Origin of the sequence: Listeria monocytogenes (assembly GCF_900187225.1) — a bacterium.
Taxonomy (GTDB): Bacteria; Bacillota; Bacilli; order Lactobacillales; family Listeriaceae; genus Listeria; species Listeria monocytogenes.
The window spans coordinates 1,453,997-1,480,478 of record NZ_LT906436.1; the positions used below are offsets into that span (position 1 = coordinate 1,453,997).

General features: G+C 37.0%; 29 protein-coding genes. 2 read left to right on the forward strand and 27 right to left on the reverse strand.

Translation table 11 applies throughout. The features are described from left to right. Positions 1-9 precede the first annotated feature (9 nt). The 16 genes from era to CKV70_RS07490 form a co-directional block, all read right to left on the reverse strand. A complete protein-coding gene (gene era / locus CKV70_RS07415; protein ID WP_003721968.1) occupies positions 10-915 on the reverse strand; it encodes a GTPase Era in 906 nt (301 codons plus the stop codon). Then, positions 912-1,307, reverse strand: a complete 396-nt coding sequence (locus CKV70_RS07420; protein WP_003721969.1) for a cytidine deaminase — start codon at positions 1,305-1,307, stop codon at positions 912-914. The genes era and CKV70_RS07420 overlap by 4 nt, the downstream gene beginning before the upstream one ends. Before the next feature lie 24 nt (positions 1,308-1,331). Beyond that, positions 1,332-1,727 carry a diacylglycerol kinase family protein gene (locus CKV70_RS07425; protein ID WP_003721970.1) on the reverse strand — a complete coding sequence of 132 codons (396 nt, stop codon included), beginning with the start codon at positions 1,725-1,727 and terminating at the stop codon, positions 1,332-1,334. After that, on the reverse strand, positions 1,705-2,190 hold the full coding sequence (ybeY, locus tag CKV70_RS07430) for an rRNA maturation RNase YbeY (RefSeq protein WP_003721971.1): 486 nt from the start codon (positions 2,188-2,190) through the stop codon (positions 1,705-1,707). Before ybeY ends, CKV70_RS07425 begins: the two co-directional genes overlap by 23 nt. A gap of 16 nt (positions 2,191-2,206) precedes the next feature. Continuing rightward, complete coding sequence (gene pgpH / locus CKV70_RS07435; protein ID WP_003721972.1) at positions 2,207-4,363, reverse strand: cyclic-di-AMP phosphodiesterase PgpH; 2,157 nt, start codon at positions 4,361-4,363, stop codon at positions 2,207-2,209. Positions 4,364-4,378: 15 nt separating this feature from the next. After that, entirely contained in the window at positions 4,379-5,338 is a 960-nt protein-coding gene (locus CKV70_RS07440) for a PhoH family protein (protein ID WP_003721973.1), read from the reverse strand. Between the two features lie 187 nt (positions 5,339-5,525). Then, a complete protein-coding gene (locus tag CKV70_RS07445; RefSeq protein ID WP_003736634.1) occupies positions 5,526-5,972 on the reverse strand; it encodes a GatB/YqeY domain-containing protein in 447 nt (148 codons plus the stop codon). Positions 5,973-5,991: 19 nt separating this feature from the next. Continuing rightward, positions 5,992-6,165, reverse strand: a complete 174-nt coding sequence (gene rpsU, locus CKV70_RS07450) for a 30S ribosomal protein S21 (RefSeq protein ID WP_003719762.1) — start codon at positions 6,163-6,165, stop codon at positions 5,992-5,994. 197 nt (positions 6,166-6,362) lie between these two features. Continuing rightward, positions 6,363-7,130, reverse strand: coding sequence for a 16S rRNA (uracil(1498)-N(3))-methyltransferase (locus CKV70_RS07455; protein WP_003721977.1), 768 nt, complete (start codon positions 7,128-7,130; stop codon positions 6,363-6,365). Continuing rightward, on the reverse strand, positions 7,131-8,075 hold the full coding sequence (gene prmA, locus CKV70_RS07460) for a 50S ribosomal protein L11 methyltransferase (RefSeq protein WP_010990133.1): 945 nt from the start codon (positions 8,073-8,075) through the stop codon (positions 7,131-7,133). Positions 8,076-8,147: 72 nt separating this feature from the next. Next, a complete protein-coding gene (gene dnaJ / locus CKV70_RS07465; protein WP_010990134.1) occupies positions 8,148-9,281 on the reverse strand; it encodes a molecular chaperone DnaJ in 1,134 nt (377 codons plus the stop codon). 141 nt (positions 9,282-9,422) lie between these two features. Continuing rightward, positions 9,423-11,264 carry a molecular chaperone DnaK gene (dnaK, locus tag CKV70_RS07470; protein WP_003721980.1) on the reverse strand — a complete coding sequence of 614 codons (1,842 nt, stop codon included), beginning with the start codon at positions 11,262-11,264 and terminating at the stop codon, positions 9,423-9,425. 33 nt (positions 11,265-11,297) lie between these two features. Continuing rightward, the gene (grpE, locus tag CKV70_RS07475; protein ID WP_003721982.1) at positions 11,298-11,873 is read right to left on the reverse strand and encodes a nucleotide exchange factor GrpE; all 576 of its coding nucleotides are present in this window, start codon (positions 11,871-11,873) and stop codon (positions 11,298-11,300) included. A gap of 41 nt (positions 11,874-11,914) precedes the next feature. Then, positions 11,915-12,952 carry a heat-inducible transcriptional repressor HrcA gene (hrcA, locus tag CKV70_RS07480; protein ID WP_031695694.1) on the reverse strand — a complete coding sequence of 346 codons (1,038 nt, stop codon included), beginning with the start codon at positions 12,950-12,952 and terminating at the stop codon, positions 11,915-11,917. Between the two features lie 146 nt (positions 12,953-13,098). After that, positions 13,099-14,256, reverse strand: a complete 1,158-nt coding sequence (hemW, locus tag CKV70_RS07485; RefSeq protein WP_014600836.1) for a radical SAM family heme chaperone HemW — start codon at positions 14,254-14,256, stop codon at positions 13,099-13,101. Positions 14,257-14,344: 88 nt separating this feature from the next. After that, positions 14,345-15,373: an NAD-dependent epimerase/dehydratase family protein gene (locus CKV70_RS07490; protein WP_014600837.1), complete on the reverse strand. Its 1,029-nt coding sequence runs from the start codon at positions 15,371-15,373 to the stop codon at positions 14,345-14,347. A 112-nt stretch (positions 15,374-15,485) separates the two neighbouring features. Between CKV70_RS07490 and CKV70_RS07495 the strand changes: the two genes are divergently transcribed. Next, a complete protein-coding gene (locus tag CKV70_RS07495) occupies positions 15,486-15,923 on the forward strand; it encodes a MerR family transcriptional regulator (RefSeq protein WP_014600838.1) in 438 nt (145 codons plus the stop codon). Between the two features lie 43 nt (positions 15,924-15,966). On the opposite strand, the gene lepA is transcribed toward CKV70_RS07495, so the two are convergent. After that, positions 15,967-17,793: a translation elongation factor 4 gene (lepA, locus tag CKV70_RS07500; protein WP_003721987.1), complete on the reverse strand. Its 1,827-nt coding sequence runs from the start codon at positions 17,791-17,793 to the stop codon at positions 15,967-15,969. A 232-nt stretch (positions 17,794-18,025) separates the two neighbouring features. Here lepA and rpsT point away from each other — a divergent pair, with 232 nt between their 5' ends. Then, positions 18,026-18,280 carry a 30S ribosomal protein S20 gene (gene rpsT, locus CKV70_RS07505; RefSeq protein WP_003726526.1) on the forward strand — a complete coding sequence of 85 codons (255 nt, stop codon included), beginning with the start codon at positions 18,026-18,028 and terminating at the stop codon, positions 18,278-18,280. 85 nt (positions 18,281-18,365) lie between these two features. On the opposite strand, the gene holA is transcribed toward rpsT, so the two are convergent. The 10 genes from holA to aroE form a co-directional block, all read right to left on the reverse strand. Then, complete coding sequence (gene holA / locus CKV70_RS07510) at positions 18,366-19,397, reverse strand: DNA polymerase III subunit delta (protein WP_003721989.1); 1,032 nt, start codon at positions 19,395-19,397, stop codon at positions 18,366-18,368. A 67-nt stretch (positions 19,398-19,464) separates the two neighbouring features. After that, positions 19,465-21,687, reverse strand: coding sequence for a DNA internalization-related competence protein ComEC/Rec2 (locus tag CKV70_RS07515; protein ID WP_003721990.1), 2,223 nt, complete (start codon positions 21,685-21,687; stop codon positions 19,465-19,467). A 34-nt stretch (positions 21,688-21,721) separates the two neighbouring features. Beyond that, positions 21,722-22,282 (reverse strand): ComE operon protein 2, encoded by a 561-nt coding sequence (locus tag CKV70_RS07520; RefSeq protein ID WP_003721991.1) that lies wholly within the window; start codon positions 22,280-22,282, stop codon positions 21,722-21,724. Positions 22,283-22,353: 71 nt separating this feature from the next. Beyond that, a complete protein-coding gene (locus CKV70_RS07525; protein WP_012951631.1) occupies positions 22,354-22,956 on the reverse strand; it encodes a helix-hairpin-helix domain-containing protein in 603 nt (200 codons plus the stop codon). A 102-nt stretch (positions 22,957-23,058) separates the two neighbouring features. Beyond that, positions 23,059-23,790, reverse strand: a complete 732-nt coding sequence (locus tag CKV70_RS07530; RefSeq protein WP_003721993.1) for a class I SAM-dependent DNA methyltransferase — start codon at positions 23,788-23,790, stop codon at positions 23,059-23,061. Between the two features lie 54 nt (positions 23,791-23,844). Then, positions 23,845-24,201: a ribosome silencing factor gene (gene rsfS / locus CKV70_RS07535; protein WP_003721994.1), complete on the reverse strand. Its 357-nt coding sequence runs from the start codon at positions 24,199-24,201 to the stop codon at positions 23,845-23,847. A 4-nt stretch (positions 24,202-24,205) separates the two neighbouring features. Continuing rightward, entirely contained in the window at positions 24,206-24,781 is a 576-nt protein-coding gene (gene yqeK, locus CKV70_RS07540) for a bis(5'-nucleosyl)-tetraphosphatase (symmetrical) YqeK (protein WP_003721995.1), read from the reverse strand. Next, positions 24,768-25,334 (reverse strand): nicotinate-nucleotide adenylyltransferase, encoded by a 567-nt coding sequence (locus CKV70_RS07545; RefSeq protein ID WP_014600839.1) that lies wholly within the window; start codon positions 25,332-25,334, stop codon positions 24,768-24,770. The genes yqeK and CKV70_RS07545 overlap by 14 nt, the downstream gene beginning before the upstream one ends. Before the next feature lie 17 nt (positions 25,335-25,351). After that, complete coding sequence (yhbY, locus tag CKV70_RS07550) at positions 25,352-25,642, reverse strand: ribosome assembly RNA-binding protein YhbY (RefSeq protein ID WP_003721997.1); 291 nt, start codon at positions 25,640-25,642, stop codon at positions 25,352-25,354. Further along, a complete protein-coding gene (gene aroE / locus CKV70_RS07555) occupies positions 25,642-26,463 on the reverse strand; it encodes a shikimate dehydrogenase (protein WP_014600840.1) in 822 nt (273 codons plus the stop codon). The genes yhbY and aroE overlap by 1 nt, the downstream gene beginning before the upstream one ends. Positions 26,464-26,482: the final 19 nt, after the last annotated feature.

Genomic DNA, 26,482 nt, shown 5'->3' on the forward strand with positions numbered 1-26,482 from the left:
GATGCTTTTTTAATACTCTTCGCGGTCGAAACCGTAATCTTGCAAATAATGTTCTTTGTCACGCCAGTTTTTTTGAACTTTTACCCAAATTTCTAAGAAGACTTTGGAGCCGAGTAAGCGTTCAATTTCTTTTCTAGCGCGCATACCAATTTGTTTTAGCATTTGACCTTGTTTACCAATAATGATTCCTTTTTGTGTGCTTCTTTCTACAATAATTGTAGCATTGATTGTAAGCTTTTCTGTTTTAGGGTTTTTTTCAATTCCTTCAATAACCACTGCCACAGAATGCGGAACTTCTTCTCTTGTTAATTGTAAAACCTGTTCACGAATTAATTCCGAGATGATGAAACGCTCAGGGTGGTCCGTGATTTGATCTTTTGGATAATACATTGGTCCAATTTCTAAGTTAGCATTCGTTTGTTCTAGTAAGTTAGGTACGTTATTTCCTTGAAGTGCTGAAATAGGAATAATCTCATCGAAGTCCATCAGATCGCGGTACTGTTCAATTAACTTGAATAAATCTTCTGGAGCAATCAAATCAATCTTATTAATCAAAAGAAAAACGGGGGTTTGTACGTTTTTAAGTTTTTCAATAATAAATTCATCTCCGCGTCCAAATCCAGTAGATGCATCGATTACAAAATAAATTAAGTCTACTTCTTGGAACGTATTTAGCGCAATCTTCACCATGAAATCGCCTAACTTATGCTTTGGTTTATGTATACCTGGTGTATCAATAAAAATAATTTGTGATTCATCTGTTGTATAAACACCTTGTACTTTATTCCTTGTTGTTTGGGCTTTATCACTCATAATAGCAATTTTTTGGCCAATAATGTGATTTAATAAAGTTGATTTCCCAACGTTAGGTCGCCCAACTATAGCTACAAATCCTGATTTAAATGGTTCACTCATAACATATCCTCCGATGTGAATGCGCCCGGTAAAAGTTCTTTCACTGTTACCGTCGCTGTTTTTCCTGTTAAATTTGTTAATATTACCGGCATATCTGGCGCACAAAATTCACTGATGACTTGTCTGCATGCCCCACACGGCGAAACAGGGCCGTCTGTATCCGCTACGACAACTAACTGTTTAAAATCTCGTTTTCCTTCTGATACAGCTTTAAAAATAGCTGTCCGTTCTGCGCAGTTTGTTAAACCGAATGATGCGTTTTCGATATTACAGCCAAGTACAACCTCGTCATCTTTCGTAACAAGAGCTGCTCCTACTGGAAATTTCGAGTAAGGAACATACGCAAATTCTCTTGCTTGTTTAGCGAGTGAGATAAAATTATTTTCTTTCATTTACCAAGTCACAATCCCTTCTTTTTATAAAAACATCTGGCAAAAGTATGGTATGAATATTATTAGTCCAATAAAACTTGCTACAATTGCTGCTAACAGTACCGCTCCAGCAGCAACATCCTTTGCTTTTTTCGCTTCATCAATGTATTGCTCTGTCGCCACATCTACCGCTCGTTCAATCGCTGTGTTCACCATCTCTAGCGTTAACACACCAAAAATAGAAAGAATTAATAAAATCCATTCAGATTTAGTTACATGAAAGAAAAAGCCGCAAATAATAACTGCAAGAGCTGCAAAAGTATGAAATCTCATATTTCGTTCTTCTAAAAAAGCAGTTTTTAGTCCAGTAAAAGCATGATGAAAAGATTCTGCATAATTTTTACTACGTTTGTATTTTCTATCTTTCAAGTCCATAAGCATCCAACACTTCTTTTTGTAAGCCAAACATGACTTTCTCTTCGTCAGGCTCCATATGATCATACCCAAGCAAGTGCAGTAATCCATGAACTGCTAAGAAACCTAATTCTCTTGCTTTTGTATGTCCGTAATCTTTGGCTTGCTCTTCTGCTTTTTCAGTCGAAATAATAATATCACCAAGCATGCGAGGCGTTTCAAGATCAAATTCGCCCCAATCAATCTCTGTTTCCCCGTCGCCCATTTCTTCCAGCGCGAACGAAATAACATCAGTTGCTTGATCTTTATCCCGATATTCTCGGTTAATCTCGCGAATACCTTCATTCGTTGTAAAAGTGAGTGACAGCTCTGTCCCTTGCTCGATTTTTAAATATTCAGCAGCAAATTGTAAAATATTTTCAACTAGCTGTTTATCTTCATCAAGTAAATTCTTGGTTTCGTCTAGTAAATCAATTTCTAAGACCGTCATCTTTTGCCCTCCTATTTCAATCTTTGTCATCAGGATATTGAATTCGTTGATGATATATTCCGTTTAATGTGGCGATTAAGGTGTCACGAATGATTTTAATTTCTTGTATTGTAATGTCACATTCTGTAAATTGCCCATCAAGGAAACGATCTTTAATGATTCCGTCAATAATTTCTGTTATTTTTGCCATGGTTGGCTCTGTGGAAGAACGAACTGCCGCTTCAACACTATCCGATATATTGATAATGGCAATTTCTTTTGTTTGTGGCTTTGGACCACTGTAACGATAATCTGCCTCTTTCACATCCGGGTTTGTTTCTTTCGCTTTAAAATAGAAATATTTAAGCAGTGTCGTCCCGTGATGTTGGAGTGCGATATCAATAATCGGTTGTGGCATATGATTTTCTTTTAAAATCTCTGCTCCGTCTTTTGTATGCGAGAGAATTATATCACGACTTTGTTCTGGTGTCAGTCTATCGTGCGGATTTATTCCTTGCAATTGATTTTCCACAAAATAAGGTGGTCTTAATGTTTTTCCTATATCATGATAAAAACAGCCAACACGAACAAGTAAACTATTGGCTCCGATTTTGTCAGCGCATGCTTCTGCTAAGTTGGCTACCATCATACTATGATGATACGTACCAGGAGCTTTCATTAATATTTTCTTCAATAATGGATGGTTTGGATTAGCCAATTCGACCAAACGACTCGTTGTTAACAACCCAAAAATCGTTTCGAATAACGGAATAACTCCTACTCCGAGGATAAACGCGCCAAATCCACCTAAAAAGGCATATCCAAGCGCCATTAGTGTAGAAACTTGCAGTAGTGTGCTGTTATTTATTAATAATAAAAGTAACACATAAATCATATTAATTAAACCGACCATAAAACCAGACAACATGATAGCCGAACGTCTACTATAGTCCCGTAACATAACAACACTCGTCGCTCCACTCAATAAAATAAAAATAGTTATACCGCTTGTAGCATCATTTTGAAATGTTAACAAACTAGTTACAGCAATAAAAATGACGCTTAAAAAGGCATATTTCTCATTAAGTAAAATTTTGAGTATCATTGGAGCAAAGGCTGCTGGGAATAAGAAAGCAATATTCGCGATATTTTGCGTTTCTAAAAATAAAATAATGAATAACATAAACAAAGATACAAGATAAACCGAAGAAAAAATAAGCATCGTCTGCATTTTTTTCGCTTTAGGTTGTGTTTGTTTTTTCGTGTAGAGGAATAGAATTGCTGCTAAAGCAATAATGAAAATAGCAAATCCGGCGTATTGTTTTACAGGCATTTTTTGATCAAGTAAATGTAGCATTTTTAGCTGACGATATGTTTCTCTATCTACAATTTGGCCTTCTTGAACAATAACTTGCCCTTGTAAGATTTTCACAGGAACAACGGATTGCGCAGCTTCTTTACGTCGTGCATCTGTCTGCTCTTCATCATAAACTTCATTCGGTACGATAGCATAGGAAACTAAGGCTTTTGAGACATTTTTGTAGTAAGCTGGTATCGCTGAAAGTTCAATATCATCACGAGCTCTAATTTTCACAGAATTCAAGTTTTCATCTCGAATTTTATTTTCCATGGATTTTTCAACTTCTGTTGTAACCACGTCTTCCATGACATTAAAATCTTTACTTTTCGCTTCGATTAAAGTAGTGAAAACTTCGTCAGATATGTTAGAAGTTATTTTTTCAGATACGTTACTAGATAATTTGTCTTTTAAGTTTTTTAATTTATCTTCGGTTGACGTTGGCGCAGGAGCAGGCTTATTCTCTTTTTTTGCTTTCTCTTTATTCTTAGTATCTTTTTCTTGCGCTTCTGCGTTCACTTCATTTACATAGGCGAATAAACTTTGGATAAGTGCTACTCGGTTTTGACCAGTTTCGCGATTGTAGACATACACATCTTCTACAGCATCACTTGCTTTGGTCCTTTCTTCTTTTGTTTTTTCTGTATCTTCCACCGTTTGAGGTGAACGAATCGTTTTTTCAGCTACTTGAAATAACTTAACATTGTATGATTCCGGTTTCGTCATTTGGCAAACGAGAAAATACGCTATAACCGCAAAGCAAACTAGGAGCAGTGGAAAAAGGTATTTCTTTCCACTTTCGATGTACCAATCTCTCCATTTCTTGGCTAGTTTCACATCTTTGTCTCCTCTCTAATTTTGTTTCCCTTCGTAAGCTTTGATAATTTCAGCAACGAGCGGGTGTCTGACTACATCGTGATGTTCAAAGTAAACAAAACCGATATCTTTTACATCTTTTAAAACTTGTTCCGCATTGACAAGACCACTAGTTGCACCTTTTGGTAAGTCAATTTGCGTCATATCTCCATTGACAATCATTTTGGAGTCATAACCAAGTCGTGTTAAAAACATTTTCATTTGGGCAATGGTCGTATTTTGTGCTTCGTCTAAAATAACAAAGGCATGATCAAGTGTACGTCCACGCATATAAGCCAGAGGAGCTATTTCAATAACGCCCCGGTCCATTAGCCTTGTTGTATGCTCTGTACCAAAAATGTCGTATAACGCGTCGTATACAGGGCGTAAATAAGGATCTACTTTTTCTTTTAAATCTCCTGGCAAAAAACCTAAACTTTCGCCAGCTTCAACGGCAGGTCTTGTTAAAATGATTTTGCTAACATTTCCTTTTTTCCATGCGTCAACTGCCATAACAACTGCTAAATATGTTTTACCAGTACCTGCTGGACCAACGCCGAAAACGATGTCGTGTTTTTTAATCATTTGAATATAAGTTCTTTGTCCGAATGTTTTTGGTCTAATTGGCGTTCCTTTTGCATTCTTCGTAATTTCTTCTTCAAATAAGGTATGGAAGTAAATAAGTGTTCCATTTCTTTGCATTTTCACTGCTTGGGCGATATCTCTACCATCAATATGAATGCCCCGTTTTACTGTCAGAATAAGTTCATTTAAAACGGCAGTCGTATGCTGTACAGGCTCTTCTTCACCTGTAATAGATAGTGACTCTCCCCGAGTAATGATTTTCACTTGAAGTAACTCTTCTAAAAGTTCGATATTCTTATTATTATTGCCGAATAAATCTTGAATATTTGTGTCATCAGATAATTCGACTACTTCATTAAATTCATTTAGCATTGGCTAACCCCTTCACCTGTTATAAGTGCCTTGATTAGTTATATTATACACGAAATTGCCTTGCTTGAAAAACGAAGCGATAGCAACAACGCAATTCAAGTGAAAATAGGCGTAAAAAAACAGGATTTCCTCCATAAAATAGGAAGTAATCCTGTTTCTTAATGTTTCAAAACTAGTTTGAATTAGTTTATGAAAGATATTTTTTTACGAATTGGTTAACAGCACCGCCGTCAGCTTTGCCCTTTACTTTAGGCATAATTGCGGACATTACTTTGCCGAAATCAGCTTTACTAGATGCGCCAACTTCTTCGATAGTTGCTTTCACAATATTCTCAAGCTCTTCAGGAGTCAATTGTTTTGGCGCGTAGTCCTCCACAATGACAATCTCGGAACGGACTTTATCAGAAAGGTCGCTACGTCCAGCTTTGTCAAACTCTGCTAGAGAATCTCTGCGTTGTTTGAGTTCGCGGGAAATCACGGTTACTTCATCATCCGGAGTAAGATCTTTCACACCTTGGTGAATTGCTTCGTTTTGTAAAGCTGCTTTTAACATACGAATAACGGAAAGTTTTTCTTTCTCTTTATCGCGCATCGCTTGTTTCATATCTTCATTTAACTTGTCAAGCAGTGTCAACGAAATCATCGCCTTTTAATTAGAATTTGCGTTTTCTTGCTGCTTCGGATTTTTTCTTACGTTTTACGCTTGGTTTTTCATAAAATTCGCGCTTTCTGGATTCTTGCAAAGTTCCACTTTTGGAAACAGTACGTTTAAAGCGACGAAGAGCATCTTCAAGCGATTCGTTTTTACGAACTACTGTTTTTGACATCTCTCTTTCCCTCCCTCCGGCACTTACATGCACTCACTTAAATCCTTCATTTAAGTTCCAGAATAGGACATAACGGAAAATAAATTATGAATTATTCTGAAGTAATGCAGATAAGCATTCACTCATTAAAAATTATATACGAAACATCGGGCATCGTCAACATGAAATCGTTAACTTTCGTATAAAACTTTGAAATGTTAACGATTTTTATTTTTGTAAAGGTCAAAATAGAAAGAAGCAGCTGATAATACATAGAGCGGAGCAGTTTCTGTTCTTAAAATTCTTGGGCCGAGTCCGGCAAGTTTTGCGTTCGCTTCTTCAAGAAGCAATAGCTCTTTTTCACTAATGCCGCCCTCTGGTCCAAAAATACACAAAACAGACTGTCCAGGCTTCATTGTTTGAAATAAGCTGGCAAGTGCACTATCCTCGCCTTCTCTGGCGCTCTCTTCATATGCAGCGATAACAAAGTCATAGTGAACATGGCCAAACATTAACTCTTTGAAACTAGCAGCATAATGAACTTCTGGAATGATTGTCCTGTGCGATTGTTCAGCAGCTTCTTGCGCAATTTTTTGAAGTCGCTCAATTTTTTTGATGACTTTCTTGTCATCCCATTTCACCACAGATCGTTCTGCTTTATAGGAGATAAATTTGTGTGCGCCTAGTTCTGTACTTTTTTGAATGATGAGTTCTAGTTTGTCGCCTTTTGGTAGACCGCTCGCGATGGTGATTTCAATAGGCAATTCGGTATCTTCTTCTAGCCATTTCACTAAATTTAATAATACCTCTTCCTCATTTATTGCCGTAATAGCAGCGATGCATGTTTTTTTGCTCGGGAAAACAATGAAAACTTGGTCGGATTCTTTCATCCGCATTACACGTGCAATATGATGGAAATTTTCTCCTGTAATGGCCAGTGTATCGTTATCATTCTCTAGCTCAGATGTTACAAAATAACGCTGCATTTATTCCACTCCTCGTTTGGAAATAATCGCAACCCAATCCCCTTGTTGCTCCATTTTTTCAATAATAAGTCCAGCATTTTTAAGTGCTTCTTCGACTACTTTCGCTTTGTCTTCAATAATTCCGGAAGCAATGAAAACCCCGCCTGGTTTGAGTGCTTTATAAACATCTTCTGGGAAAAGTAAAATAACTTCCGCTAAAATGTTTGCGACAACAATATCTACATTTGTTTTGTTAATATCTTGAAGTAGATTATTTTGTTTTACAGTAATAATGTGTTCTGTTTTATTTAAAGTAATATTTTCTTCTGCTGCACGAGTGGCAATTTCGTCGAGGTCTGTTGCTAAAATAGATTTAGCTCCTAGTTTGGCACTGGCGATACTTAAGACACCCGAACCCGTACCAACGTCAATGACTTCATCCCCTGGTTGTAAATAATTGCTCAGTGCACGAATACAAAGTTGTGTTGTCGGGTGTGTCCCTGTACCGAAAGCCATTCCTGGATCAAGCTCAATGATTATTTCGTTAGCAGAGGGTGTGTATGATTCCCAACTTGGGACAATCGTGATACGGTCTGTGATTTGAACTGGATGATAGTATTTTTTCCACGCAGTAGCCCACTCCTCATCGTCCACATCATTTACAACAAATTGGAACTTGCCTAGCGGAATATCAAACGTGCTGAGATTTTTCAATGTTTGTTCGATTTCTGGGATTTGCTCGACAAATTCGGTTGTTTTTAAGAAATAAGCTTTAATGATGACGCCATCTTCTGGATAATCTTCTCGTCTAAGCGCATAAATTTCTCCAAATTTATCTTCGCGCTCACGTAAAAAATCTGCTACATCTTCAATTGATACGCCCGCTGCGCCAAATTCTGTTAAAACATTCGCAACTGGCTCCACTGCTTCATTCGTAGTATGGACTTCTACTTCTGACCATTCCATTTTTCAACACTCCTTTAGTATGTAGAAAAGGTCGATGGTTGCTTCTTGCACAACTATCGACCTCTACGTTCATCAATCGCCTTTAAAAGCTCGTTTCATTTTGTCAAAAAATCCGGAGGTTTGTTCGTCTACTTTGTCTCCAGTAGTGGAAGCAAATTCTCGCAAGATTTCTTTTTGTTTATCATCTAGTTTTTTCGGAACGATGACTTTGACGATTACATGTTGGTCGCCAGTTCCATTTCCTCGAAGATGCGGCACGCCTTTACCACGTAAGCGGAAAGTTGTTCCTGTTTGAGTACCACTTGGAATTTTCAAACGAACTTTACCGTGAACAGTTGGCACATCAATTTCGTCACCTAATGTAGCTTGTACAAATGTGATTGGGACTTCTACGTAAATATCGTCTGCTTCACGTTCGAAAAACTCATCTGGAATAACGACAAACACCACATATAAATCGCCGTTAGGTCCGCCGTTAATACCAGCTTCTCCTTCACCAGATACACGCATTTGTTGCCCGTCGTTCACGCCAGCTGGAACTTTCACTTTGATTTTTTTCGTTTTAGTTACACGGCCTTTACCGTGACAAGTTGGGCATTTCTCTTTGATTTCTTTACCAGTACCATTACAGTATTGGCATGTCCGTTTATTAACTACACGACCAAATGGGGTATTTTGTTCCACGTTAATGGAACCTTTACCACCACAATGGCTACATTTTTCAGGTGTTGTCCCTGGTTTTGCGCCGGAACCGTGACATGTATCACAGTTTTCTTCACGAGGAATTTCGATTTCTGCATCCTTACCGAAAATAGCTTCTTTGAATTTAAGGCGCATTGTATATTGTAAATCGCTACCTTGTCTTGGGGCATTTGGATCTTGTTGACGCCCGCCGCCACCGAAGAATGTGTCAAAGATATCTTCAAATCCAGAGAATCCTCCTCCGCCAAAGCCGCCACCTGCACCACCTCCGCCGAAGCCTTGGTTTGGATCTACATGCCCATATTGATCATATTGTGCACGTTTTTGTGGGTCACTTAATGCTTCATAAGCCTCTGATATTTCTTTAAATTTTTCATCAGCGCCTGCTTCTTTATTTATGTCCGGATGATACTGTTTGGACAGTTTCCGGTAAGCTTTTTTTATTTCGTCCGCTGAGGCGCTTTTGGAAATACCAAGCACTTCATAGTAATCTCGTTTTGCCATCCGCCATCACTCCTGTCCATGATAGATTTTTATAGTCCTAACGTATTGTAACATTTGAAAGAGATGTTGTAAAAACTTTATTTCAGATAAAAAGTCAAAGCCACAGTAGACTTTGACTCGTTATCCTTACCTTAAAAAAGATTATTTGTTTTCTTTGTCGTCGTCATTTACTTCTTCAAATTCAGCGTCTACTACGTCGTCATTTTGAGGAGCTTCTTGACCTTCTGCGCCGCCTGCCGCTTGTTGTTCTGCTGCAGCTTGTTCGTATAATTTAACAGATAGATTTTGAACGATTTCGTTTAAGCTTTCTGTTTTTTCTTTAATAGCATCGAAATCTTCACCTTTAAGCGCTTCTTGTAGCTCATCGCGAGCTGCTTCTGCTTTTTTCACTTCTTCTTCTTCAACTTTGCCTTCTAATTCTTTCAAAGTTTTATCTACAGTGAATACTAATTGGTCTGCATTGTTGCGAAGTTCAGCGTTTTCTTTGTTCTTTTTATCTTCTTCAGCATTAGCTTCAGCATCTTGAACCATTTTTTCAATTTCTTCGTCTGTTAAACCTGAAGAAGATTTAATAACAATGTTTTGTTCTTTACCAGTTCCAAGGTCTTTCGCGCGAACTGTTACGATACCATTTTTGTCGATATCAAATGATACTTCGATTTGAGGGATTCCGCGTGGTGCTGGCGGAATATCCGCTAATTGGAAACGACCTAATGTTTTGTTGTCTTTTGCCATTGGACGTTCACCTTGAAGTACATGAATATCTACGGCTGGTTGGTTATCAGCTGCTGTAGAGAAAGTTTGTGATTTAGATGTTGGGATAGTTGTATTACGTTCGATAAGTGTAGTCATAACGCCACCCATTGTTTCAATACCAAGGGATAATGGAGTTACGTCAAGTAGTACAACGTCTTTTACATCACCAGTGATTACGCCACCTTGAATTGCAGCACCCATTGCTACAACTTCATCTGGGTTTACACCTTTATGAGGTTCTTTGCCTAATTCTTTTTTGATTGTTTCTTGAACTGCAGGAATACGAGTAGATCCACCAACTAGAATTACTTGGTCAATATCGCTTGCAGATAGGTTTGCATCTTTTAATGCTTGACGAGTTGGCGCAATAGTACGTTCAACTAAGTCATGTGTTAGTTCATCAAATTTAGCACGAGTAAGGGTTACTTCTAAGTGAAGTGGACCAGCTTCCCCAGCTGTGATAAATGGTAAGGAGATTTGTGTGCTTGTTACACCAGAAAGATCTTTTTTCGCTTTTTCAGCTGCATCTTTCAAACGTTGAAGTGCCATTTTATCTTGGCTTAAGTCAATACCATTGTCTTTTTTGAATTCTGCTACTAGATAGTCGATGATTTTTTTATCGAAGTCATCTCCACCTAATTCATTGTCACCAGCAGTTGAGTGTACTTCAAATACGCCGTCACCTAATTCAAGGATAGATACGTCAAACGTACCACCACCAAGGTCAAATACTAGAATTGTTTGGTCTGTTTCTGTTTTATCCATACCGTAAGCAAGTGCTGCTGCAGTTGGTTCGTTAATAATACGTTCTACTTCAAGACCAGCGATTTTACCAGCGTCTTTTGTTGCTTGACGTTGTGCATCATTGAAGTAAGCTGGGACTGTGATAACTGCTTTATCTACAGTTTCGCCAAGGTAGTCTTCTGCATAACTTTTTAGGTATTGCAAAATGATTGCACTAATTTCTTGTGGAGAATAATCTTTTCCTTCGATTGTTTCTTTATAGTTAGTACCCATATGACGTTTAATGGAACTAATTGTATTTGGGTTAGTGATTGCAGCACGTTTCGCTACTTCACCTACTTGGCGTTCGCCATTTTTGAAACCAACTACAGAAGGTGTTGTACGTGCGCCTTCTGGGTTAGGGATAATTTTAGCTTCTCCGCCTTCTAATACTGCTACTGCAGAGTTTGTTGTTCCTAAGTCAATTCCGATAATTTTGCTCATTGTTATTTCCTCCTGTTATTCAGTAATTATTTTTTATTGATTCACTTTTACCATAGATGGGCGTATAACCCGGTCTTTTAGTTTGTAACCTTTTTGAAGTTCTGCAGTGATTTCATTGCTTCCTGCATTTTCATCACTATCTTGCATAACGGCTTGATGGAAATTCGGGTCGAATTGTTCGCCGACAGCCGGAATTACTTCAATGCCTTCTTTTTCAAAAGCAATAAGAATTTGGTTGTATACCATTTCCATTCCTTTTAAAATTTGTTTCACTTCTTCTTGATCAGAAGTCGTTGCAAGTGCTTTTTCAAAACTATCTAGTGCAGGAAGTAAATCTTGCGCTAGGCTTTGCGAACGATATTTCTGACTGGCATCACGGTCTGCAATATGTCTTTTTTTGACATTTTCGAAGTCCGCTTGCATACGAAGATAGCGATTTTCAACTTCATCAAGTTTATTTTCAAGCTCTAAAATCTTTGCTTGTTCTTCCGTTAAAGTATCCGCCGTAGCTTCCTCTTCAACAGCTTCTTCTGCTTCATCTAAAATGTTTAATTCTTCTTGTTCGATTTCATCAGCTAGTCTTTCTTTTTTGTTCTTTTTCTCAGACACTTTAGCCACCTCCTGAAAAAACTTATGCTTTTTCAGCCTTCCTAATTTTGGTTATCACGATAAAGTTTGGTTAACACATCGGTTAAATCTCGACTCATTACATCAACGAGTCCCATCATTCTGCTATATTCCATTCTTGTGGGCCCTAGGAGTACGATACCGCCAACACGTTCGCCAGCAATATTATACGTCGCTGTAATGATACTACAATCTTCCATTAGACTATTATTGTTTTCGCGGCCTATTTTCACTTGAAGACCATCGGGAATATCCCTAAACAATTCATACACATCTTGTTCTTCTTCCATCAAATGAAGCATCTCACGGACTTTATTAATGTCATGAAATTCCGGTTGATTTAAAATATTCGTTTTTCCACCGAAATACACTTTTTGTTGACTTGCTTGAGCAAAAGAATCGGAAAATACATGCATAAAGCTTTCGTAATTTCTAACATGCTTTCCAAGTAATTCCTTTACTTCCATTGGTATTTGTACTTTTAAATCATCAAGCGAAAGCCCTACTAGCCGTTCATTTAAAATGTTGACCATACGTTCAATATCGGAGAGCGTTGTGCCTTCCGGTATTGTCACAAGATGGTTATCAACATGTCCTTGATCAGTTATTAATATGAGCATTGCTTGAAAATTATTTATTGGTACAAATCTAAAGCCACTTAAATGATTTTTCGTCGCTTCAGGGCCAAGCAAGATGGACGTGTAATTGGTTAAATCGGATAACATTAATGCTGAATTTTGGATAAGTCCTTCCATTTCGTAGTAATTCTCTGAAAAGAAGGATCGAATCATTTGCCTGTCGGATTTATCTAGCTTTTTTGGCTGGAGTAAGTAATCGACATAGAAGCGATATCCTTTCTCTGATGGAACTCGTCCCGACGAAGAATGCGTCTTTTCAATAAAGCCGTATTCTTCGAGGACCCCCATTTCATTACGGATAGTCGCGGAACTATAAGGCAAACCTTTTTCTTTCAGCAAATTCTTTGATCCAACCGGCTGAATAGTCCAAGTGAAATGATCGATGATGGCACGGGAAATCAAAAGTTGTCTTTCTGTTAACATAGCAATCACCTCTTTTAGCACTCCATAACGTCAAGTGCTAAATACAAGTATAAATTTACCAAACAATTCCACCTTAGTCAACCGAAAACACTCGATTTCAGACTAAAGTAGGATTGTTTGGTCAAAATAGGTCAAATAGTGCGGTTTTAGAGGAATTCTTGGAATACATTATTTCCCAAAAATCTTCCACTTCTTGTAAGCGCCACATTTTCTTCGTTATTTTCGAGCCAGCCTTTTGCGGTTGTTTTTTGAATTGCATTCGCAAATGTTGCATCTAAATCTTGGCCGAATTTTTGTTTGAAATGTTTTTTATCCACGCCGTCCACTTTTCTAAGTCCTAAAAACATTTCTTCTTCCATTTTTTCTTTTAATGTAAGTTCTTTTTGTTGAAATGTTGGGAGTATATTCTCTTGCAAAGGTTCCATGTATTTTTTGATTGGGCCGAAATTGCTATAGCGTGTATTGCCTACATAGCCATGTGCTCCGGCGCCAAATCCGTAGTAATGTTCATTGCTCCAATAAGTGATATTGTGTTTACTCTGAAATCCTTCTTTAGCAAAATTACTAATCTCATATTGTTTACGACCGTGCTTTTCCATTTCGTTGAGAAGTAAATCGTACATATTTGCCTCAGCATCCTGACCAGGAAGGAAAAGTTTTCCCTTTTGCATAAGGTTGTAAAAAATCGTTTTTGGTTCGATGATCAGTGAATACGCAGAGTAATGCGGTAAATCAAGGTCAAGCGCTTGTTTTAATGTATCTTGGAAATCGGCTTCTGTTTGTCCTGGCAAGCTAAAAATTAAATCAATGCTTACATTTTCAAATCCGATTTTGCGCATATTTTCGACGGATTGATAAACATCTTTTACAGTATGAATGCGACCAATTTTTTTGAGAAGTTCATTGTTGAAGCTTTGAACACCCATGCTAATACGATTAACTCCGTGATCTTGCATTGCTTGTAGTTTAGATAGCGAAAGATCTCCTGGGTTGGCTTCAAACGAAAATTCGATATCTTTTTTGAGCGGCAGAGTGTTATGAATGGCGGTGCAGAGTCTCGCAATTTGCGCTTCGTTTAAGGTTGTAGGTGTGCCTCCACCGACAAATACCGTGTCGACTGGTGCTATTGGTCCTTTTGCGACTGTTAATTCCATTTCTTTAATCAGTAAATCTACGTATTCGTCGACCGGTTGTCCTTCTAAGAATACTTTATTAAAATCGCAGTAAAAGCAAATATGTTCGCAAAACGGAATATGGATATATACCGCGGAACTTTCATTACTCGATAGGTTTGTATTTATCATTTTTATCAATTCCTTGCACTTAAAATTTGCTTCGTTATCCATTAGTCAGTTTAACATATTTTTCAGTGCTTTTGTGCAGGATTCGCTTTTAATCTAATAAACCATACTTTGCCAAACTATCCACTGCAGCAAGAACGGCCTCTTCTTTTGTCGAAATCGGCTTCCATCCTAAAACATCTCTCGCTTTTGAATTGCTTATTTGGCGATTCATATTAATCATCAACTCTCCTTCTTTGGCGTGCTTACTAAATAAAGCTGCTGCTCTTATAGCTGCATTTGGTAATGTTTTCTTCGGCATTTTATCCACTAGCTCAGGACGTTCTCGTTGAAGCAAATGCGCAATATCTGCCATACTAATTTCTCCGTCAGCTGATGCAATAAAACGTTCTCCGTTTGCTTCTGGGGTAATCATTGCGCGAATATGTAAATCGGCAACATCCCTAGCATCTACTACGTTTAACGGGATGTTTATGACGCGTTTCATAGAACCGTTTAACAGATTTTTTAATAAGTCAAAGCTTCCGGAGACGTGATTGCTTTGTGATGGACCAAAAATGGCAACCGGATTGATGGTAGCAAACTCTAATTCCGTTTCATTTTCCATGAATTTCCAAGCTTCTTTTTCTGCGATTAGTTTGGATTTTTCATATGCAGACAAACCCTTAGTAAATTCGTCTGTCCAGTACTGTTCTGTTGTAATGCTATTTTTGTTCGCGTTGCTAAAACCAACTGCACCAAAATTAGAAGTCATAACAACTCGTTTCACTTTTGCCTTTTTCGCTGCTTTCAAAATTCTTGTAATACCTTCGATTGCTGGGCTTATTAATTCCTCTTCATTTTTAAATTTACCGAAAAATACAGGTGATGCAACACTTAACACATATTTACAATCACGCATAGCTTCTTCCCAACCTTCAGCTTTAGATAAATCAAGTTCGACAAAGGAAAGCTTCGTAAAATTTGCTAATCCATTATTTCGCAATACTTCTATTACTTTTTCTTTACTTTTTAAAGAGCGTACTGTTGTTTTGACATCGTATCCTTGTTGCAATAATTGAAAGATAATATGCATTCCTAAAAATCCAGTCCCACCTGTTACCAATACGTTGTTTTTCATCGTGAATTCCTCCAATAGTAGTTAATTTTGCTTATTTTCTTTATTAACTTTATACTTACTTTAAACCCTAGAGTATAGTGTAGGGCAAGGAAATTATTTATTGGAGGTTAAAATGACTTATTCTATCAAAGAAGTGTCCAAAATATTTAATTTGTCGATTTATACATTGCGTTACTATGATAAGCAAGGTTTATTGCCGTTTGTTTCTAAAAACCAATCCGGCTACCGTGAGTTTACGGAATCAGATTTAAATTTAATTCATACGATTTGTTGTTTGAAAAATACAGGAATGCCATTGAAACAAATCCGCACATATATTGATTGCGTGATGGAAGGACCTGTTTCTATTGAAGCTCGGAAACAGTTACTCTTGGATCATCGGAAAGTTGTTTTGAAAAATTTAGAGAAATTAACGGAAAATCTAAAAGAAGTTGATGTAAAAATTGCGAAGTATTCATCTCCTGATGCCGTAGAAGTCATTACTGCTGAGCGGAATTATGTCACTATGGAGAAGAAAAAACATGATTTAATTTATCCGTATCATACATAAAAAGGTTGTGCCGTGAACGTGAGCTCACAGCACAACCTTTTTATTATTTCGATTCATCCATTTTCAAGATTGCCATGAAGGCTTCTTGTGGAACTTCAACGGAACCGATTTGTTTCATGCGTTTTTTACCTTCTTTTTGTTTCTCTAGGAGTTTTCGTTTACGCGATACGTCCCCACCATAACATTTAGCAAGTACGTTTTTACGTAGTGCTTTAATAGTAGAACGTGAAACTATTTTCGTTGCAATTGCTGCTTGAATAGGCACTTCAAATTGTTGTCTTGGAATAAGTTCTTTTAATTTCTCCACAATGATTTTTCCACGCTCGTAGGCAAAATCACGGTGAACGATAAAGCTAAGTGCATCCACTTTTTCTGCATTTAAGAGAATATCCATTTTCACCAGTTTGGAAGCTTTATAGCCAATTAATTCATAATCAAAGGATGCATAACCTTTTGTAGATGATTTCAATTGATCGAAAAAGTCATATACGATTTCGGATAATGGAATTTCGTACACAATACTCACACGGATATCATCTAAATACTCCATCGTAATGAAGTTTCCACGTTTGTTTTGTGCAAGTTCCATCACTGCACCTACATAATCATTTGGAACCATAACAGTTGCTTTTACATATGGCTCTTCTACGCTTTCAATAACACCAGGTTCCGGCATTTCAGCAGGATTATCAACCACGATGTTGGAACCATCTGTCAAGTTTACATGATAGATAACACTTGGAGCAGTGGTAATTAAATCAATGTTAAATTCACGTTCGATTCGTTCTTGAATGATTTCCATATGTAGTAATCCTAAGAAACCACAACGGAAACCGAAGCCTAATGCTTGAGAAGTTTCTGCTTCAAATTGAAGAGCGGAGTCATTTAGTTCTAGTTTTTCTAAAGCATCACGAAGATCGTTATATTTAGAGGAGTCAATTGGATATAGACCACAATAAACCATTGGATTTAATTTACGGTAACCATCCAGCGCTTCTTCAGCGGGGTTATTCGCAAGCGTGATTGTATCACCTACTCGTGTATCTCCAACATTCTTGATTGCAGCTGTTAAGTAACCAACGTCACCAACAAGTAATTCGTCACGCGGTGTTGCCTTTGGTGAGAATACGCCCACCTCAGTTACTTCGAATTCTTTGCCATTTGACATCATTTTAATTCGATCGCCAGTTTTTACAACACCGTCCATGATACGAATGTTAGCAATAACGCCGCGGTACGCATCAAAAACAGAGTCAAAAATTAGCGCTTTTAACGGTTTGTTTACATCTCCAGAAGGTTCTGGCACTTTTTCAACAATTTGTTCAAGAATATCTTCAATACCAATACCTGATTTTGCCGAAGCGAGTACAGCGTCGGAAGCATCTAAGCCGATAACATCTTCAATCTCTTCACGGACTCTTTCTGGATCGGCCGCTGGTAAATCGATTTTGTTAATGACTGGTAAAATTTCTAAATCGTTGTCTAGTGCTAAATAAACATTAGCAAGTGTTTGTGCTTCAATTCCTTGTGCAGCATCTACAACAAGGATTGCTCCTTCACAAGCAGCTAAACTTCTTGATACTTCATAGGTGAAATCGACATGTCCAGGAGTATCAATCAGATGGAAAATATATGTTTCTCCATCTTTTGCTTTATATTTTAATTGTACAGCATTTAATTTTATGGTTATCCCGCGTTCACGTTCCAAATCCATCGAATCTAGTAGCTGATTTTTCATTTCACGATGCGTCAAAGCACCCGTTTGTTCTAAAATCCGATCAGCGAGTGTAGATTTACCATGATCTATGTGCGCGATAATCGAAAAGTTTCTAATTTTCTTTTGTCTTGCATTCATTTCTTCTTTGTTCATTTCCCCAGCTCCTGATTAGAACTCATCGCATAAATCCGATGGCAAGCTATCCTTGATTATATCAGTAGAACGCTTAACATTCAATGACTACAGATAAATTTAAAATAAAATAGAAAGTATTATTGCAATATGGCTGTGATTTCGGTATAATAGCATTTGTTCTGATATAATTTAAAAAGGTATGTTATATGAAATAAATACTACCTCATTAGTTTGGACGGAGGTGAATGGAATGCCAAATATTAAATCTGCAATTAAACGTGTAAAAACTGCTGAAACTCGCAACAGCCGTAATGCATCTCAACGTTCTGCAATGCGTACTGCTATCAAGAAATTTGATGAAGCAGCTGCAAACAACGCGGACAACGCGAAAGATCTTTACGTAGAAGCATCGAAAAAATTAGATAGCGCTGTGAGCAAAGGATTGATTCACAAAAACAATGCTGCTCGCAACAAATCTCGCTTAGCTGCTAAATTAGCTAAATAATACCGAGTTCGGTATAAAACATCACACCTTGTGTGGTGTTTTTTGTTTGTAAAAATAGCTTTGTCTTAAATGACAAAGCTATTTTTTATACTCTCTTCTGCCGATTATCCTGTAATTCGAATAAGAACCATTCGAGTTTCTGTTCTTTATCGCCAAAGCCAGTTTTCATTTCCAAGTCTATTTCAGCTAATCGTTTTAAAGCTTGATTTAATTGTAATTCCGTGAAATTCTTCGCTTGTTTTGATGCTAACTTAACGCGAAATGGATGCACTTTTAATTTAGTTGCGGCTTGTTGCTGGGAATATCCTTGTTGTTCTAATAATTTTAATTGGTTCAACAATCTGAACTGACTAGAAATTAATGCCAGTATTTTGATAGGCTCTTCCTTTTGTTTTAATAAATCATAATAAATCCGAAGTGCCCCGCTGATATCCATTGCAATCATCTTATCAAGTAATAAGAAGATATTTTGCTCAAGTGAACGTACAACTAAAGATTCTACATCCTGAATGGTAATTTCTTTTGTATCAAAACAGTAGAGCATTAATTTTTGCAGTTCATTCATGGCCGTAGTTAACTGACCGCTAGTTAATTCTATCAGTCGAGTAATAGCCTCTTGTGACATTTGCATGTTGTTCTCGCTTAATTTTGCTTCAATCCATTTTTTTAACTCATTCTCATTAGGTCGTTTAGCTTCTATAACAGTAGCTGTTTTCTTGAGTAACTTAGTAAGCTTTTTACGCTCATCTAACTTTTCTACCCGTGCTACAAAGCATAATACTGAATAATCAACTGGTTCATTGAGATAAGCCTCTAATTTTGCAGTATCATGTTCCACTTTGTTTTTACTTTTTTCCGTTGTTAAAAAAAGTGGATTATTAGCCATTACTAAACGTTTATCACCGAAAAAAGGCATACTTTCCGCTTCTTGAACGACCACTTCTATAGGCATTTCTTCTAAATCTAAATTGGCATAGTTAAATTCAACTTCTTCGCCTTCTAAAATATTATCTATTAAAAGTTGTTTCGTTTCATTAATAATATAATCTTCTGTACCGATGATTAAATACACCGGCGTTATTTTTTTGGAGCGTATCCGTTTCCATTCTGGCAGCATTCATTTCGCCTCGCTTCACTCTTATTTCTCTTTCTATGGTAAAACATGAAATAAGAGATAGCAAGTTTTATTTCAAAGTCGCTTCAAAGCCTTTTCCAAAAGTATAAATTATTTCGCCTTGTACATCTGTTCGTAAAATTGTTACTCCTGCCGTTTCTAGCGTATTGATAGTTTCTTCGTGTGGATGACCAAAGCGATTGTTTAACCCGCATGAAATAACTGCAAAAGTCGGCTTCACTTTTTGAATAAATTCTTTGGAACTGGAGGTCTTGCTACCATGATGCCCTACTTTCAAAATATCTGCTTTGATAGGTTGTTCTGATATGCCCATCTCTCCGTTCGCCTCTAAATCACCAGTAAAAAGCCATACTTTATCATCTAACACTGCCTTTAATACAATAGAGTCATCATTTCCTCCTTCTCCTGCTTTATCGGGATATAGGCATTCGAAACTGTTTTCGCCAATTTGCCACTTGGCCCCGGCCAAAATAATTGTTTGTTTCACTTTTGGCATCGCAGCGAGAGCTTCTTTCATGATGGGTTTATTTTCTGCTCCTTTAGCATAAATAAGTTCGTTAATAGTAATGTTTTTCTGTAAATCATCAAGCCCTTCCATGTGGTCAGCATCACTATGTGTAATAATTACTTTATCTAAGCTATTAATTCCTTTTGACTTTAAAACTGGAGTAAGTGTACTTTCACCAATTGTAAATGGCTTTCTTTTCTTAGCCCATGCTTCTTTTTCAAATGGTAGTTGGCCCCCAGTATCTATCAAATAATTCCCTTGATTGTATGGCAGTTGGATTAAAATGCTATCCCCTTGCCCCACATCAATAAAACTAACTTTTCCACTGAAATTAAAACTAGAAAAATAACATAAGAAACAAAAACAAATTAATATACCAAAAGGAAACTTTTTCTTCTGCCACTGGTTGAAGAAGATGATGATAGTTATAATGATTAACATTAGTATAAGGATGTTTGGCCTTCCTGTTACAATAGTCTGATGCGGAATCTTGGCAAAAATGTAGGTTAACTTTTCTACCAATTGTATAAAGAATGTAAGCACTACTTCAGGAAAATGAAATATTTCTGCTGAAAAAAAAGACAGTACAAACACAGTTAGGCAACCTGGCAAAATGATAATCGTGAAAATAGGCACATAAATTAAATTAAAGAATATCCCTACCCATGAAAATGAATAAAAATGATACATCATGACAACGGACGACATAATGGTTGAAATGAAAGAAATAGAAAGTGACTTAGTAAATGCGTTCTGCTGTTGGGCAAGTATTTGCCTTGACGATAAAATAATACCGAACGACACTGTATAAGATAGTTGAAAACCTACTTCTTTCATGACATACGGTTGTAAGAGAAAAAATAGAATAAAGGATAAACAAATGGCAGAAAACGAACTCCATTTAGTAGTATATTTTTCTGACAATAATAGTAATGCTGTCATTGTAGCAGCTCGTATGACTGGCGGATTTGCTCCTGTAAGGATGACGTAAAATGGTAAGAAAACAAGTAGACAAGTGATGGCTCGCTCCCGTGTAATACCGAATTTTAGTAGGAGAAAATATATTGCCCCTATTAATAAATTCACGTGAAGTCCAGAGATAGCTAGCAAATGAACAACACCCATTTGTTGATAAACTTCATACATTTCGGGGGAAAAACCGTTTTTTTCTCCACTAATTAATGCGAGACAATAAGGAGAAATAGTTGAAGATATTTTTTCGGTTAAATGGGTAATTATTTTCAAACGTATATTTTGAAGCCTCATTAGGAAAGATGGTGAGAAATGTTCTGAAATAGCAAGATTACTTGCTCGAAGTATATAGTGTACATTCTGGTTCTTTAGATAAGTTTGGTAATTGAATTGGTTTTGATTACGATGGATGGAAGGTGTTTCTACATTCGCATAAACAGAAATAAACTGTCCGTAATGGAGCTTTTTTAGTTTTTGTTGTTCCTCTTCCGTTGTAATTTTATAACTCAATTGAAATTTTTCTTTTTCGCAGCGTACAAAAGCTTGAAAACTATCACCATCAATTTTTAAATTATCTATAATTTGACAGTTCCCGCTATATTCAGTCGCTGTAAATGAGGAAGCATTGAATTTTTCTACTACAAATAAAAAGCTATAGGTTAGAAGATAGATGAGGACAAAAAGAAGGATAATTTTGGATTTTTTAATAAAAGCGATTAAACCGAGCAAACAAATACATATGGGAACGATAGAGCTTGTAAAATTCGCACAAACAATAGCTAAAACAAGCATAGCTAAATATCGCTCGATAACGTTCCCTCCTTATTTAGTTTAATTTCTCTGAGATGCTTTGATAAAGTTGTTCTGCTTTTTCTGGGTCGATATTTACTTCCACTGCGGCTTCTTTTACTAAAGTATGCATTTTTTCCCCGTTCCAATTGTTTACTTGGAGAACAGATTCATCAAATTCGACTTTTTGTAATTCGACGCCAGCAATGTTAAATAATTCTAGAGCGTACGGATGATTTTTGTAGTCTTTAGCGAAATACACTTTCTTTATTCCTGCTTGAATAATGGATTTTGTACAAGCAAGACAAGGGAAATGTGTGACATATAATTCTGCTTTATCTGTCGTAGCACCAAATTTAGCACATTGTAAAATCGCGTTCATCTCTGCATGTATTGTTCGGATGCAGTGACCGTCTACAACATAACAGCCGTGTTCTGCACAATGATCGCCACCAGCGATGGAGCCATTATATCCGCCCGCTATAATACGTTTATCTCGAACTATCGTCGCACCTACCATTAGGCGTGTACACGTGCTCCTTGATGATATTAGATGACTTTGCGCCATAAAAAACTGATCCCATGCGATTCTTTGCACATTAAAAACTCCCTTATGATTTGATAAATATTAGTATAGGTGTTTAGCAGGAAGTTCGTCAACCACTTTTATTAATTAACATCCAAATATTCTTTTAATTTCTCTACTGTTTTTTCGCCAATACCTGAAACGTTTTTTAAATCTTCTATTGTTTGAAACAAACCTTCTTTTTCTCGGTACTCTATTATCGCTGTAGCTTTTGACTCTCCAATTCCTGGGACTTGTTGTAAATCGGCCTTATTTGCGCTATTAATATTAGTTTTTTCAAGATTGCTAGTTGTTTCTTCTGCGCTAGCTCCTTGTAATGTTGGACCTTCTTCTCCTTTTTTGTAAACATAAATACTCATCTCGTCTTTTAGTTTTTCAGCTAGGTTTAATTTACCGCTATCAGCTTCATCTGTAAGCCCTCCAGCGGTTTTCACTACATCTTGAACTCTAGCATCTACGGGCAATTTATACACACCTGGTGTCCGTATGGCTCCTTTAATATCAATATAGACGTAATTCGGTAATTTCACTTCTTCCTTCCCTGGCTTTTCTTCTTTGGTTGCTGTTGGATTAGCAGTAACTGTATCTGTTTTACCATCTGGTATCCAAATATAAACTAAACCAGCACAAAGAATAGCAATACCTATTAAGATATAATTCTTGTATTTTTTTACTAATTCCACCATCCATATCACCGTCCTTAATATACTATTCGCCATGCAAGGACAAAATCCTTTTTGATAGCTTAAGGTGAAAATCGCACAAAAAAAGAAAGTAATAATGAAAAATTACTTTCTTGCTGCGAAAAAGATTCTTTCGCTCGTTTTATTGGGTTTTTCATGACTGAAATCAGCATAAATATCAATTTTCGTAAAACCAAATTTTTTTAACAAATTTTCATAAGTAGCAATCGGATAGGTCCGCTCTTTATGAAGTTCATCCACACGGTTATATGTATCATCTTCGCCTAAAATATAGAAGGTAAGTTCATGTTCGATGGAGTGTGGATGTTCACCAGGAAATGAATTCCAAATCGTCGAAATTTCTTCATCGCTATCTCCATAAGAATAATCTTTAAACCCTTGCTCTATTTTAAAGACGGAATGTACGTCAAATAAAAACAAACCATTTGGTTCTAAATGCGCTGAAACTGCTTGAATCGTAGCTTCAAGAGCTTGTTCTGTTTCCAAATAATTAAGTGAATCACAGAAGCATGTAACTACATCAAACGTTTGCTTTAATGCTAATTTGGACATATCTTGTTCTATAATCGGTAAATCGATTTCAGCTGCCGCTACTTTTTCTTTAGCAACTGCAACCATTTCTTTTGATAAATCTACACCAGTAACTTGATGACCGGAAAAACTTAATCGTAGCGCGAATTCAGCTGTTCCACAAGCCAAATCAAGTACTTTTTTAGGCGCATCTCCAATAAAATCAGCAGAAAATTCTAGCCATTCATCATAAAGTTCGGAATCCATTAATCTATCATAGAAACCTGGAAAATATTCGTAACTCATAGTCATTTCTCCTTAAAAAAACAGACGAGAATTCCCCGCCTGTTCTGTTTTTTATTAAGAAATAAACGCAGCGGAAACGTCCACGAGTGGCGCATCTCCCCAAAGTTTTTCTAAGTTATAGTAAGAACGTTCTTCTTTATGGAACACGTGGATAATAACATCACCTAAGTCGATTAAAATCCATTGTGCTGCATCAAAACCTTCTAAACGTTTTACATCTACTTGGTTTTCTAAAGCTTTTTCTTTAATTTCACGAGCGATTGCTTGCACTTGTTTGTCTGAATTACCGTGACAGATTACAAAATAATCCGCAAAGCTTGATAACCCCTTCATGTCTAGTGCTAAAATATCCTCTGCTCTTTTATCGTCTGCTGCCTTAGCGGTCAGCATTAATGTATCGTAACTGTTCAAATTATTAATAGTCTCCTTCCAAATTTAAATTAACAAAATAATTGTAGGCATCCAGTGTATCTGGAAAAACCAATTGTTGCTTTTTGACCAAGTGCGTAATTGTATTCGATAAAGCGAATAACATTGCTTCGTCCAGTGATTTAAGTGCTAGTCTACGCGCCTTATACACGCCAGGAAATGTTCTTCCTTGTTCGGTGTAGTCGGCTAAGTAAATAAGTTTATCGAAATCAGACATCGTTGCGCTTCCTGTCGTATGCAGACGAATCGCTTCTAGTATTTCTGTATCCGTGATACCAAATTCTTTTTCTGCCAGATATGCGCCAACTGGAGCGTGCCACAGCGAATGATGAAAAGAAAGCAAACGCGGATCATAACCCTCGTCCTCGATGATTTTTCTCGCTTTATCATCGTCATAGTACTTGGCATAATCATGTAACAAAGCGGTTATTCGTGCTTTTTCTACATCCATATGATAATGTTCTGCAAGTTCTACTGCTGCTTTTTCTACGCCTAAAGTGTGTTTAAATCGAGCATTAGGCATAGCTGCTTCTACTTTTTTTAGCACTTCATTTCTTTCCATAAAGTTGATGCTCCTTTATATATGACCATACTTTTTCTGGTAAAAAGGCTTCAGCGTGTTCGATATCATTCCTAATTTCTGTGGAAGAAATTGTTGTTTTCGGCATGTCGATTTTAACGACATCATACGGAACTTCTGGTTGATAAAGTGGGCGATTCACCCCAACGAAGGTCACCATTTTTACTAAGTCATCTATATGATACCACTTTGGCAAATATTCTACCATGTCTCCGCCGATAATGAAATAAAAATCTGTATCCGGCTGTTCGCTTATCATATCACGCATTGTATCATACGTATAGGACTTTCCCGTGCGCATGAGTTCGCGTGTATCAATTTCAAAAGAATCTATACCTTCTATCATTAATTGAAGCATTTCTACACGCTCATTACTTGAAGCCATACCACTGATATGTTTATGAGGCGGAATTTTATTAGGTAGAAAAAGAATTTTCTCTAACTCCAGTTGCTTCTTGGCCTCTTCTGCCATGCGGAGGTGTGCTAAATGCGGCGGATCAAACGTCCCACCTAAGATACCGACTTTATGTTTCATCGAAGGTTCCTCCAGATTTATGGCAATTTAATTTGTTGTTTATTTACAGAAGTTTTGTATAGAATAATCGTTCTACCAATTACTTGAACGATCTCCGCGCCTGAACGAGCGCTAATTTTTTCTGCAACGGTTTGTTTATCTTCTTCACAGTTTTGCAGAATCGAGATTTTAATTAATTCTCTTGCTTCTAGTGCTTCTTTCACGTGGATGATTAAGTTTGGTGATACGCTTCCTTTTCCTACTTGGAAAATTGGTTGGATATTATGCGCTTCTTTTCTTAAAAAACGTTTTTGTGTAGCTGTTAACATTAGTTTCCTCCTAATTGTTCGAGTACTGCTTCTTTCATCAGTGATCGCTCTGGTTTTATCCCAGTCCATATTTCAAAGGCAAGTGCCCCTTGATTAACAAACATCGGTAAGCCATTTTGGGTAATTGCTCCATTTTTCTTTGCTTCTTTTAAAAAAGCTGTTTCGGCTGGGTTATAAATAATGTCAGAACAAATCGTTCCTTGTTTTACATTAGCCAGCGAAATTGGACTTTTGTTTTTGGAAGCTTCTAGACCAATAGATGTTGTTTGAATGATAATCGTAAAATCAGCCAATTGCTTTTCTGCTTCTTCTAGTGTGATAGCGTGATGGTTATTATTATCTTTCGTCATTTCTATCGCTTTTTCCGTTGTACGATTGGCAACGGTTATTTTAGCATCGGTGTGAGTTGAGAGTGCTAGGTAAATCGCCTTACTTGCACCACCCGCACCAGTGATTAAAATAGAATCATCTTTTGTAATTGAGCGGATTTCTTCTAATCCTTCTAAGTAGCCTTTGCCATCTGTATTAAATCCGTACCATTTGTCCTCTTTTTTTAGCACAGTATTCACTGCGCCAGAAGCTGCTGCAAGATCCTCTAATTCATCTAAAAATGGTAAAATACGCTCTTTAAATGGTGTTGTAATATTAAAGCCACGCACTCCAGAATCCATTAATTTTTTGATTTCTGTTTCAAAAGCGTCTTCTTCTATTAAAACAGAGTTATACTCCGCGTTCATTCCAAGTTCTTGGAAAATCCGATTTTGCATAGCTGGTGATAACGAGTGACGAATTGGATTTCCGATAACAACATATTTTTCCAAATGACAGGCCTCCTTAGTT

Excerpts from the sequence above, each read along its gene's own strand:
- hrcA (WP_031695694.1), bottom strand. The coding sequence starts at position 12,952 with ATGTTAACAGAAAGACAACTTTTGATTTCCCGTGCCATCATCGATCAT.
- CKV70_RS07525 (WP_012951631.1), bottom strand. The coding sequence starts at position 22,956 with ATGGTGGAATTAGTAAAAAAATACAAGAATTATATCTTAATAGGTATT.
- CKV70_RS07420 (WP_003721969.1), bottom strand. The coding sequence starts at position 1,307 with ATGAAAGAAAATAATTTTATCTCACTCGCTAAACAAGCAAGAGAATTT.
- holA (WP_003721989.1), bottom strand. The coding sequence starts at position 19,397 with ATGCTGCCAGAATGGAAACGGATACGCTCCAAAAAAATAACGCCGGTG.
- CKV70_RS07515 (WP_003721990.1), bottom strand. The coding sequence starts at position 21,687 with ATGCTTGTTTTAGCTATTGTTTGTGCGAATTTTACAAGCTCTATCGTT.
- CKV70_RS07545 (WP_014600839.1), bottom strand. The coding sequence starts at position 25,334 with ATGAAACATAAAGTCGGTATCTTAGGTGGGACGTTTGATCCGCCGCAT.
- prmA (WP_010990133.1), bottom strand. The coding sequence starts at position 8,075 with ATGGAATGGTCAGAAGTAGAAGTCCATACTACGAATGAAGCAGTGGAG.
- CKV70_RS07440 (WP_003721973.1), bottom strand. The coding sequence starts at position 5,338 with ATGCTAAATGAATTTAATGAAGTAGTCGAATTATCTGATGACACAAAT.
- CKV70_RS07490 (WP_014600837.1), bottom strand. The coding sequence starts at position 15,373 with ATGAAAAACAACGTATTGGTAACAGGTGGGACTGGATTTTTAGGAATG.
- hemW (WP_014600836.1), bottom strand. The coding sequence starts at position 14,256 with ATGATAAATACAAACCTATCGAGTAATGAAAGTTCCGCGGTATATATC.
- CKV70_RS07530 (WP_003721993.1), bottom strand. The coding sequence starts at position 23,790 with ATGAGTTACGAATATTTTCCAGGTTTCTATGATAGATTAATGGATTCC.
- rpsT (WP_003726526.1), top strand. The coding sequence starts at position 18,026 with ATGCCAAATATTAAATCTGCAATTAAACGTGTAAAAACTGCTGAAACT.
- yqeK (WP_003721995.1), bottom strand. The coding sequence starts at position 24,781 with ATGGAAAGAAATGAAGTGCTAAAAAAAGTAGAAGCAGCTATGCCTAAT.
- CKV70_RS07425 (WP_003721970.1), bottom strand. The coding sequence starts at position 1,727 with ATGCTTATGGACTTGAAAGATAGAAAATACAAACGTAGTAAAAATTAT.
- lepA (WP_003721987.1), bottom strand. The coding sequence starts at position 17,793 with ATGAACAAAGAAGAAATGAATGCAAGACAAAAGAAAATTAGAAACTTT.
- CKV70_RS07455 (WP_003721977.1), bottom strand. The coding sequence starts at position 7,130 with ATGCAGCGTTATTTTGTAACATCTGAGCTAGAGAATGATAACGATACA.
- CKV70_RS07495 (WP_014600838.1), top strand. The coding sequence starts at position 15,486 with ATGACTTATTCTATCAAAGAAGTGTCCAAAATATTTAATTTGTCGATT.
- ybeY (WP_003721971.1), bottom strand. The coding sequence starts at position 2,190 with ATGACGGTCTTAGAAATTGATTTACTAGACGAAACCAAGAATTTACTT.
- dnaK (WP_003721980.1), bottom strand. The coding sequence starts at position 11,264 with ATGAGCAAAATTATCGGAATTGACTTAGGAACAACAAACTCTGCAGTA.
- yhbY (WP_003721997.1), bottom strand. The coding sequence starts at position 25,642 with ATGTTAACAGCTACACAAAAACGTTTTTTAAGAAAAGAAGCGCATAAT.
- era (WP_003721968.1), bottom strand. The coding sequence starts at position 915 with ATGAGTGAACCATTTAAATCAGGATTTGTAGCTATAGTTGGGCGACCT.
- rpsU (WP_003719762.1), bottom strand. The coding sequence starts at position 6,165 with ATGTCAAAAACAGTAGTTCGTAAAAACGAATCGCTTGAAGATGCTCTT.
- dnaJ (WP_010990134.1), bottom strand. The coding sequence starts at position 9,281 with ATGGCAAAACGAGATTACTATGAAGTGCTTGGTATTTCCAAAAGCGCC.